The organism is uncultured Arthrobacter sp., from assembly GCF_947495145.1.
Lineage (GTDB): Bacteria > Actinomycetota > Actinomycetes > Actinomycetales > Micrococcaceae > Arthrobacter_D.
Genome location: NZ_CANLXP010000003.1, coordinates 178882 through 188727 on the forward strand (window position 1 = coordinate 178882; position 9846 = coordinate 188727).

Sequence of the window (9846 nt, forward strand, 5' to 3'; positions counted from 1 at the left end):
GTGGACGTAGCAACAACCGCCGTCGTCATCTCACTGGTTGCGATCGTGCTGGTAGTGGGACTGATGGCCCTCGGCTGGCGGAACCGCGTACGGCGCCAGCAGACGCTGCAGGCTCCGCCCGTAGCTCCCGAGGATCCGGGGGCACCCCTCTACGCGGCGGTCGGGCAGTACGTGGTCACCACCACCGGCGGTGACTGGCTGGACCGGGTCACCGCACATGGCCTCGGGAACAAGGCCACAGCCACCGCCGCCGTCTACCCGCACGGGCTGCTGTTCGACCGGTCCGGCGACACCGACGTCTACATCGCCACGCAGAACCTGACGGGCGTGCGACTGGAGCGCGGCATGGCCGGAAAGTTCGTCGAGAAGGACGGACTGGTGGTTGTGTCCTGGACGATGGACTCCCAAACATTCGATACCGGCTTCCGAACCAGGTACGCGGCAGACAAGACGCAGCTCCTGGCAGCGATCAGCGCACTGATCGAGGACGCCGACCCCCTCACCAACCCCACAGGCAAGGAAGTACAGTGACAACACACGCGCCAGTAACAGGAGCCGGAGCAGCGGCTGTCCTGGTCCTTGAGGACGGTCGGATCTTCCGCGGACGAAGCTACGGCGCCCACGGTACGGCGCTTGGCGAGGCGGTTTTCGCCACCGGCATGACCGGCTACCAGGAAACCATCACCGACCCCTCGTACGCCCGGCAGCTCGTGGTTCAGACAGCGCCGCACATCGGCAATACGGGAGTCAACCGCGACGACGCCGAATCCCGCCGGATCTGGGTGGCCGGCTACATCGTTCGTGACCCCGCCAGGCGGCCGTCCAACTGGCGGTCCGAGAAAAGCCTCGACGATGAGCTGGTTGAGCAGGGCGTGGTCGGCATCCAGGGTGTCGACACGCGCGCCGTCACCCGGCACCTCCGCGAGCGCGGCGCCATGAAGGCCGGCATCTTTTCGGGAGCCGACGCGGCACGCAGCGACACCGAGCTCCTCGCCGAAGTGAACGGCCAGCGCAGCATGGAGGGATCGCGGCTCGCCGAGGAAGTCAGCATCGACTCGCGCTACGTTGTCGAGCCCGCCGACCACGGTTGGGACGGTGAGCCCCGGTTCACCGTGGCAGCGCTGGATCTCGGGATCAAGGCAATGACGCCGAAGCACTTCGCCCAGCGTGGGGTGCGCACCGTGGTGCTGCCGGCAGATTCAACGTACGACGACGTCGTGGCCGTCGGCGCTGATGGAGTCTTCATGTCCAACGGTCCGGGTGACCCGTCCACGGCGGATGCCCAGGTGTCGCTGCTGCGTCAGGTCCTCGACGCACGGATACCGTTCTTCGGCATCTGCTTCGGCAACCAGATCCTTGGCAGGGCACTGGGCTTCGGCACCTACAAGCTGCGCTACGGGCACCGGGGAATCAACCAGCCCGTGCTCGACCGGCGCACGGGGAAGGTCGAGATCACCAGCCAGAACCATGGCTTCGCCGTGGATGCGCCGCTCGACGGCCCGGTGACTGCTCCCGAGGAACGCTTCGGGAAGGTCGAGGTCAGCCACGTGTGCCTCAATGACGACGTGGTCGAGGGCCTCGCATGCCTGGACCTGCCGGCGTTTTCCGTCCAGTACCACCCGGAAGCGGCCGCCGGCCCGCATGACTCCGCGTACCTGTTCGACAGGTTCATCGACTTCATGGCCGAAGCTGCCCGACCGGGCGAACTCGATGCCTCCGAGGTCTCCAAAGCTCCCACCCCCGCGCAGGAAGAAAACTAGATGCCCCGCAGAACCGATCTCACCTCCGTCCTGGTCATCGGATCGGGCCCCATCGTCATCGGCCAGGCGGCCGAATTCGATTACTCAGGCACCCAGGCACTGCGCGTGCTGAAGGAGGAAGGCCTGAGGGTCATCCTCGTCAACTCGAACCCGGCGACCATCATGACCGACCCGGAGTTCGCCGACGCCACCTACGTTGAGCCGATCACCCCCGAGGTGGTCGAGAAAATCATTGCGAAGGAGCGCCCCGACGCGATCCTTCCCACCCTGGGCGGCCAGACAGCCCTCAACACGGCGATTGCCCTGGACAAGAACGGCGTGCTTGAGAAGTACGGTGTGGAACTCATCGGTGCGAACATCGCGGCGATCGAACTCGGCGAGGACCGCGAGAAGTTCAAGGGCGTCGTCGAGCGCTGCGGGGCAGAGTCGGCCAGGTCCGCCATCATCCATTCACTGGATGAGGCGTTCGTTGCTGCGGAAGACCTCGGCTACCCGATGGTGGTCCGGCCCTCCTTCACCATGGGCGGCCTTGGCTCCGGACTGGCCTACAACGAGCAGGACCTGCGGCGCATCGTGGGCCAGGGCCTGCAGTACAGCCCCACCAGCGAGGTGCTGCTCGAGGAGAGCATCCTCGGGTGGAAGGAGTACGAGCTGGAGATGATGCGCGACAAGAAGGACAACGTCGTCGTCGTCTGTTCCATCGAGAACTTCGACCCGGTCGGGGTCCACACCGGTGACTCCATCACGGTGGCTCCGGCGCTGACCCTGACCGACCGCGAGTACCAGCGCCTGCGGGATATCTCCATCGCAGTCATCCGCGAGGTTGGCGTGGACACCGGCGGCTGCAACATCCAGTTTGCCGTCGAGCCCGGCACCGGCCGCGTTGTCGTCATCGAGATGAATCCCCGGGTATCCCGTTCCTCAGCGCTGGCATCGAAGGCGACCGGCTTCGCCATCGCGAAGATCGCAACCAAGCTCTCGCTCGGCTACACCCTGGACGAGATCCCCAACGACATCACCCGGCAGACCCCCGCTTCCTTCGAGCCAACCCTCGATTACGTCGTGGTCAAGGTTCCACGTTTCGCGTTCGAGAAGTTTCCCGCAGCGGACGACACGCTGACCACCACCATGAAGTCCGTGGGCGAGGCCATGGCCATGGGCAGGAACTTCACTGAGGCGCTGCAGAAGGCCCTGCGGTCGCTCGAGCAGAAGGGCTCTCAGCTGACGTTCGAGCCGGTCAGTGAGTTCGATGTTCCGGAACTGATCGAGTTGGCCAAACGCCCGACGACTGAGCGCCTCTCACAGGTCCAGCGTGCACTCTTGGGCGGAGCGAGCGTCGAAGCTCTCTACGAGGCCACCGGTATTGACCCGTGGTTCCTGGACCAGCTTGTCCTCCTCAACGAGGTGGCCGGTACGGTGCGCAGTGAAGGGATCAAACCGGACACCCTTCGGCTGGCGAAGCGGCATGGTTTCTCCGACGAGCAGATCGGGCTCCTTACACACACCGCCGAGGCGGTCGTGCGGGGGGTGCGCCACGCGCTGGATATCCGGCCCGTTTTCAAGACCGTTGACACCTGCGCGGCTGAGTTCGCGGCCTACACGCCCTACCACTACTCGTCCTACGACGAAGAGGACGAGGTGGGCCTGCACGCCAAGCCGTCCATCATCATCCTGGGCTCCGGACCGAACCGCATCGGGCAGGGCATCGAGTTCGACTACTCCTGCGTGCACGCCACCATGGCGCTGCGCAAGGCCGGCTACGAGACGGTGATGGTCAACTGCAACCCCGAAACGGTGTCCACTGACTACGACGTCTCCACCCGTCTCTACTTCGAACCCCTCACTCTGGAGGACGTGCTCGAGGTCATCGCCGCGGAGGAGCGCACCGGCGGCGTCATGGGCGTCTTTGTGCAGCTTGGCGGCCAGACTCCGCTGAAGCTCGCCCAGGCGCTTGCTGACGCCGGGATCCCGATCCTCGGTACGTCGCCCGAAGCCATCGATCTGGCAGAGCACCGGGGGGAGTTCGCGCGGGTCCTGGCCGAAGCCGGGCTGATCGCCCCGAAGAACGGCACGGCCGTCTCCTTTGAGGACGCGCGCTCCATCGCGTCTGAGATCGGTTACCCCGTCCTGGTGCGTCCCTCCTACGTGCTGGGCGGACGCGGCATGGAGATCGTCTACGACGAGGCGAACCTGGCCCGCTACATCTCCAATGCCACCGAAATCACCGCGGACCACCCGGTGCTGATCGACCGCTTCCTCGAAGACGCAGTGGAAATCGACGTCGATGCGCTCTACGACGGCAAGGACCTGTATCTCGGCGGCATCATGGAGCATATCGAGGAAGCCGGCATCCACTCCGGCGATTCAGCCTGCGTGCTGCCGCCGATCACCCTGGGCACGGATGTGCTGGAGAGGGTCCGTGCAGCAACGCACGCGATTGCCGAGGGAGTGGGCGTCCGCGGTCTCATCAACATCCAGTTCGCCCTGGCGACGGACGTGCTCTACGTACTGGAAGCCAACCCGCGTGCCTCACGTACCGTGCCGTTCGTGTCGAAGGCGACCGGCGTACAGATGGCGAAGGCAGCCGCCCTCATCGGCACCGGCGTCACCATTCACCAGCTCCGCACCGCCTACAAGATGCTGCCCGAGACCGGCGACGGATCACGGCTGCCGCTGTCCGCTCCAGTGTCCGTGAAGGAGGCCGTTCTTCCGTTCAGCCGCTTCCGCACACCGGAGGGTACCGTGGTGGATTCGCTGCTCGGCCCAGAGATGCGTTCCACCGGCGAAGTCATGGGAATCGACAAGCACTTCGATACGGCCTTCGCCAAGAGCCAGGCTGCCGCGAACAACGCCCTGCCCACACAGGGCAAGGTCTTCGTCTCAGTTGCCAACCGGGACAAGCGTTCGATCATCATGGGCGTCAAGCGGCTCTCCGACCTTGGTTTCGAGATCGTCTCCACCGGCGGCACTGCCGATGTCCTGCGCCGCAACGGCATCCAGGCAACACCTGTCCGGAAAGTCGCCGAAGGCAGCAGCGCAGAGGGGGAGGGCACCATCGCAGACCTGGTGGTCGCCGGTGAAATCGACATGGTCTTCAACACACCCTCGGGAGGGGAAGCCCGCAGTGACGGTTACCAGCTGCGCGCCGCTGCAACCTCGATTGGCATTCCCTGCATCACCACCGTCGCTGAGTTCAACGCGGCAGTGCAGGCAATCGAGGCGCTGCGCACCTATGAGTGGTCGGTCACGAGCCTGCAGGACCACGCACGGGCTATCCGGGGCGAGACCGTTCCGGACCCGGTCGGAGCGTGATGGAAACCTTCGGCTCACGCCTCGCTGCCGCCGTCGGGCGCTTCGGGAACCTGTGTGTGGGGATCGACCCGCACCCGGCACTGCTCGCAGCATGGGGGATCCCCGATTCCCCGGCCGGTGTCGAACAGTTCTCGGCAACGGTGCTGGAGGCGGTCGCGGGCAGGGTTGCGATCATCAAGCCGCAGGTTGCCCTGTTCGAACGGCACGGTTCACAGGGGATGGCAGCGTTGGAGCATCTGCTGGCCCGCAGCGCTGAGAGCGGCGTCCTGACGATTGCCGATGCCAAGCGCGGCGACATCGGGTCCACCATGGCGGGCTACGCCGACGCCTGGCTCCGGAATGGATCGGCACTGGCAGCAGACGCACTCACACTGAGTCCCTACCTGGGTTTCGAGTCGCTCCGTCCGGCACTGACCGTCGCCCGTGAGAACGGACGCGGAGTGTTTGTCCTGGCGTTGACTTCCAACCCCGAAGGCGCCTCCGTCCAGCACGTGGGCGGCGAAGACTCTGTCGCGCGCCGGATCGTGCAGGCTGCCGCTGCCGAGAACGACGACGGGGTCCCCGGCTCGGTGGGTCTGGTGATCGGCGCTACCGCGGGAGACGCCGTGCGGCAGCTCCGGCTCGATCTCAGCACCCTGAACGGTCCCATCCTTGCTCCCGGGGTAGGCGCGCAAGGAGCCGGGAGGCAGGAGCTCCGGAAAACCTTTGCGCGTACATCGGGCATCATCCTGCCTACCTCAAGCAGGGAGATCCTCAGCGCCGGTCCCACCGTTGCCGGGCTTCGCCGGGCCGTGGCCGCTACGCAGCATCAGGTCGGCCCTGGGAATGGCGCCGGCCCCGGAACGGATTGATTTTGGGCCAGCCAAGCAGATAGGTTCAGTGCAAGCCCATACTCCAGATCCGGAACTGCCGGTGCTTGGCCGACGGTTGCAACTGCCTAGGGAGCCCGAGTGAGCCTGAAGCCTCTCACCGATAGTGAACGAACACTGGCGCGGGAAAAAGCGACGGCGGCGAGGACTGTCCGGGCGGAGCTGAAGTCCAAGCTGAAGTCCGGAGAGATATCCGTCGATGAGGTCATCAACGGCTCGGCTCAGGATGAGGCCATCGGCAGGCTTCGGGTTCTGGACCTGCTGAAAGCTCTGCCGGGCGTTGGAGAGAAGCGGGCTGCAGGGATCATGGATACCGTCGGTATCGCCGCTACCCGCAGGGTGCGGGGCCTCGGCATTCACCAGCGCAAGGCTCTCGTTGAGCATCTGATGAACCACCGAAGCGCATAACCGTCACTAGAGAAGGAAGTATTCGTGAATCAGCCGCGGCTGACCGTGCTTGCGGGCCCAACGGCTGTGGGCAAAGGGACCGTATCAACCTACATCCGCGACAACTATCCCGAGGTGGAGTTGTCTGTGTCTGCAACGACGCGCCCGCCCCGCCCAGGTGAAGTGGACGGTGTGCATTACCACTTCGTTTCTTCCGAGGAGTTCGACGTCCTTGTCGAAGGCGGGCAGATGCTCGAGTGGGCGGTGGTCCATGGACGCAACCGGTATGGCACGCTCCGCCGTACTGTGCGGGCCGCGATGGAGGCCGGGAAGTCAGTCCTGCTGGAAATCGACCTGCAGGGCGCCCGGCAGGTCAAAGAGAGCATGCCGGACGCGAATTTCGTGTTCCTCGCACCCCCGAGCTGGGAGGAAATGGTTCGGCGCCTTGTCGGCAGGGGCACCGAAACACCCGAGGAGCAGCAGCAGCGTCTTGAAACCGCTAAACTGGAACTTGCTGCCGAACCGGAATTCGATCACACAGTGATTAATGACGACGTTCAGCGCGCAGCAGATGAGCTTGTTTCATTGATGGGCTTGACCGCGCACTCGCACTGAGAGCGCGGCGCAGTACGTTTACGGCCCAGCGACTATTGGAGATTTTGTGTCTACTCAACCCGAAGGCATCATCAACCCGCCGATCGACTCCCTGCTGGAGGCCTCGGACTCGAAGTACGCCCTCGTGATTTACGGGGCCAAGCGCGCCCGCCAGATCAACGCTTACTACTCGCAGCTGCACGAGGGCCTGTTTGAGTACGTCGGTCCGCTCGTGGAGACCAAGCTGAACGAGAAGCCCCTGTCGATCGCCCTGCGCGAGATCAACGAGGGCATGCTCGTCGCTGCCCCCGCTGAAGCGTCGGAGTAAGCGCCCCGCCGGTCAGTAGACAGGTACCGACGTGCGTATCGTCCTGGGAGTTGGAGGAGGGATTGCCGCCTACAAGGTGGCGTCCCTCCTGCGTTTGTTCACTGAGTCCGGCCATGATGTAACGGTCATACCCACTGAGGCTGCGCAGCGCTTCGTCGGGACGGCTACGTGGGAAGCACTTTCGGGAAACCCGGTCAGCAACAGTGTGTTTGACGCCGTCGACCAGGTGCGTCACGTCCGGCTGGGCCAGGAAGCAGACCTGGTGGTCATTGCTCCTGCAACAGCTGATTTGCTGGCCCGTGCGGCCGCGGGGATGGCCGATGACCTGCTGACCGGTTCACTTCTCGTCACCCGGGCACCGGTTGTGTTCGCTCCGGCCATGCATACCGAAATGTGGCAACATCCGGCCACCGTTGCAAACGTTGCGGCACTGAGGCAACGCGGCGCCGTCGTGCTTGAGCCTGCTGTGGGCCGCCTGACGGGCGCCGACAGCGGGCCCGGACGGTTGCCCGAGCCTGAAGCGATCCACGAGGCGGCGATGAAGGCGGTGTCCGGGACCGGCGACCGTGCAGAGCGTCCGCTGGCTGGACGCATTGTCACCATTACGGCGGGCGGCACGCGTGAGCCCCTGGATCCGGTTCGGTTCCTCGGTAACCGTTCCTCCGGAAAGCAGGGCGTTGCCCTTGCCAATGCTGCCCTGGACGCGGGCGCGAGAGTCAGATTCATCGCGGCCCATATGGAGGTGCCGCCTCCGGCCGGCGTCGATCTGACGGTTGTCGAAACCGCCGAAGAATTGCGTGAGGCCACGCTGGAGCTCGCTCGGACTACCGATGCACTCATCATGGCGGCAGCCGTCGCTGATTTCCGGCCGGATTCGGTCTCGGAAACGAAAGTAAAGAAGCGTGATGACGGGGAAAACCCGGTCATCACGCTCGTGCGGAATCCCGACATCCTGGTTGAGGCTGTGCAGCAGCGCACGGAGCTGGCATCGCCGGCGGTGATTGTCGGATTCGCTGCTGAAACCGGAGATGATGACGCCACGCCGCTCGCGCACGGGTTGCGGAAACTGGAGCGCAAGGGTTGCGACTTCCTGGTCCTGAACCGGGTCGGCCGGAAACTGGTCTTCGGGCAGGATGCCACCGAAGTAACCATCCTGGACGCACGCGGCGCTGAGCCGGAGACGGTCAGCGGGAGCAAGACCGATGTTGCGGCAGTGATCGTGGCCAGGGTGGCTTCGGCGCTGCACCGGGCCGGATAGCGCCTCACACCGGAAGCGGCGTCCCGGCCTTCCCTGACAGCGGCAGCTGGGGACGTAGCACCCGGAAACACAACCGGGCGGTCGTCCCAACCAAGTAGAGTGGTCACGTGAATTCACCCCATACGCCTAGCCCTTCCTTGCGATTGTTCACCTCGGAATCGGTCACGGAAGGCCATCCTGACAAGATCTGCGACCAGATCAGCGATGGAATTCTGGACGCGCTGCTTGAGGCTGATCCGCGGTCCCGCGTGGCGGTGGAAACCCTCGTGACAACCGGTCTGGTTCACGTGGCAGGTGAAGTGACCACAGAGGCCTACGTCGAGATCCCCGAAATCGTCCGCAAGACAATCCTCGGCATCGGGTATGACTCCTCGGCGAACGGATTCGATGGCGCACGCTGCGGCGTTTCCGTGTCCATCGGCCAGCAGTCACCGGAAATCGCCTCGGGCGTGTTCACGTCGCTCGAGACGCGCCTGGGCACGAGCAGCGATCCCTACGACGCCCAGGGCGCAGGGGACCAGGGCATCATGTTCGGCTACGCCAGCGACGAGACACCGGTTCTGATGCCCACGCCGATCTGGCTGGCCCACCGGCTGTCCGAGCAGCTGACCGACGTGCGGAAGAACGGCACGCTGTCCTATCTCCGCCCTGACGGCAAGACCCAGGTCACGGTCGGTTACGACGGCGACAGGCCGGTCAGCGTCGATTCGGTGGTGATCTCATCCCAGCACGCGCAGGGGATCAGCCTGGAGACACTGCGCGGTGACCTCGTGGAACACGTGATCACGCCTGTTCTGGCCACCTCCCACCTTGATGTCTCGAACGTCCGCCACATCCTGAATCCCGGCGGAGAGTTTGTCATCGGCGGGCCGGTCGGTGACGCAGGACTGACGGGACGCAAGATCATCGTTGACACCTACGGGGGCATGGCGCGCCACGGAGGCGGGGCATTCAGCGGTAAGGACCCCTCAAAGGTGGACCGCTCAGCGGCCTACGCCATGCGCTGGGTAGCCAAGAACGTGGTGGCTGCCGGACTCGCCCGCCGCGCGGAGATTCAGATTGCCTATGCAATCGGCATGGCCCAGCCGGTGGGAATCTACGTGGAGACCTTCGGGACCGAGCAGGTTGACCCCACCGCGATCGGCTCAGCCATCGACGAGATTTTCGACCTCCGTCCACTCGCAATCATCAACTCACTCGACCTGCTCCGTCCGATCTACCAGAAGACCGCGGCACACGGACACTTCGGACGCGAGGGCGAGGGCTTCAACTGGGAGCTCACAGATCGCACGGACGAGCTGAAGAGCTACTTCAACGCCTAGGACCCGCCCCGAGCCG

The 9846-nt window shown here is 64.7% G+C and carries 9 protein-coding genes; all 9 read left to right on the plus strand.

Features of this window, described 5'->3' with window-relative positions; translation table 11 throughout:
* The 9 genes from Q0877_RS03645 to metK all read left to right on the plus strand — a co-directional run bounded on the left by Q0877_RS03645 (position 1) and on the right by metK (position 9830).
* On the plus strand, positions 1-531 hold the full coding sequence (locus Q0877_RS03645) for a hypothetical protein (RefSeq protein WP_299165770.1): 531 nt from the start codon (positions 1-3) through the stop codon (positions 529-531).
* On the plus strand, positions 528-1760 hold the full coding sequence (gene carA, locus Q0877_RS03650; protein ID WP_299165772.1) for a glutamine-hydrolyzing carbamoyl-phosphate synthase small subunit: 1233 nt from the start codon (positions 528-530) through the stop codon (positions 1758-1760). Before Q0877_RS03645 ends, carA begins: the two co-directional genes overlap by 4 nt.
* Positions 1761-5072, plus strand: coding sequence for a carbamoyl-phosphate synthase large subunit (carB, locus tag Q0877_RS03655; RefSeq protein ID WP_299165774.1), 3312 nt, complete (start codon positions 1761-1763; stop codon positions 5070-5072). It abuts the gene before it with no gap.
* A complete protein-coding gene (gene pyrF, locus Q0877_RS03660; RefSeq protein WP_299165776.1) occupies positions 5072-5923 on the plus strand; it encodes an orotidine-5'-phosphate decarboxylase in 852 nt (283 codons plus the stop codon). The genes carB and pyrF overlap by 1 nt, the downstream gene beginning before the upstream one ends.
* A gap of 99 nt (positions 5924-6022) precedes the next feature.
* The gene (gene mihF, locus Q0877_RS03665; RefSeq protein WP_299165778.1) at positions 6023-6349 is read left to right on the plus strand and encodes an integration host factor, actinobacterial type; all 327 of its coding nucleotides are present in this window, start codon (positions 6023-6025) and stop codon (positions 6347-6349) included.
* A gap of 24 nt (positions 6350-6373) precedes the next feature.
* Positions 6374-6943, plus strand: a complete 570-nt coding sequence (gmk, locus tag Q0877_RS03670; RefSeq protein ID WP_299165780.1) for a guanylate kinase — start codon at positions 6374-6376, stop codon at positions 6941-6943.
* 46 nt (positions 6944-6989) lie between these two features.
* Positions 6990-7250 (plus strand): DNA-directed RNA polymerase subunit omega, encoded by a 261-nt coding sequence (gene rpoZ / locus Q0877_RS03675; protein WP_026544007.1) that lies wholly within the window; start codon positions 6990-6992, stop codon positions 7248-7250.
* Positions 7251-7281: 31 nt separating this feature from the next.
* Positions 7282-8508, plus strand: a complete 1227-nt coding sequence (gene coaBC / locus Q0877_RS03680; protein WP_299165785.1) for a bifunctional phosphopantothenoylcysteine decarboxylase/phosphopantothenate--cysteine ligase CoaBC — start codon at positions 7282-7284, stop codon at positions 8506-8508.
* Between the two features lie 107 nt (positions 8509-8615).
* Positions 8616-9830, plus strand: a complete 1215-nt coding sequence (gene metK, locus Q0877_RS03685) for a methionine adenosyltransferase (protein WP_299165787.1) — start codon at positions 8616-8618, stop codon at positions 9828-9830.
* Positions 9831-9846: the final 16 nt, after the last annotated feature.